The following is a 383-nucleotide window of genomic DNA, read 5'->3' on the forward strand; positions in this document are numbered from 1 at the left end:
GCGGATTCCGATCAGCGCGGCCTCTGCAGCCTGGGCAGGAATCGGGCTACTTGGAAACTTGGGCGTCGGCGCCCTCCTACTAGGCGATGTCGCATCGGTAACGCGCTGGTCTGGCACCGCCCTCATCGCAGCAGGCATTGCCTGTCTTAGTTTCGTTTGATCAAGGAGACCCATTATGAAGAGCAAAACTGCATTGATCCGCGGCGGCATCTTTTTTTGCGTAGCAGGCGCGCTCTCTGGATGCGCGACCAACAGCATGACGCGCTCCGGATTTCTCGGCGACTACGAGAAGTTATCGCCGACACGATACGAGAACGTACTGATGTACCGCGCAGCGGGATTCGAGCCCAAGCGTTATGCCGCTGTCGTGGTGGAAGAAGCGC

General features: G+C 58.7%; 1 protein-coding gene. It reads left to right on the plus strand.

What is annotated here, in order from left to right; translation table 11 throughout:
* Positions 1–175: 175 nt before the first annotated feature.
* Positions 176–383: DUF3313 domain-containing protein (locus tag M3630_RS30705; protein WP_251254683.1), on the plus strand; the 208-nt coding region annotated here is incomplete at its 3' end.

The organism is Brevibacillus sp. MER 51 (assembly GCF_023714195.1).
Taxonomy (GTDB): Bacteria; Bacillota; Bacilli; order Brevibacillales; family Brevibacillaceae; genus Brevibacillus.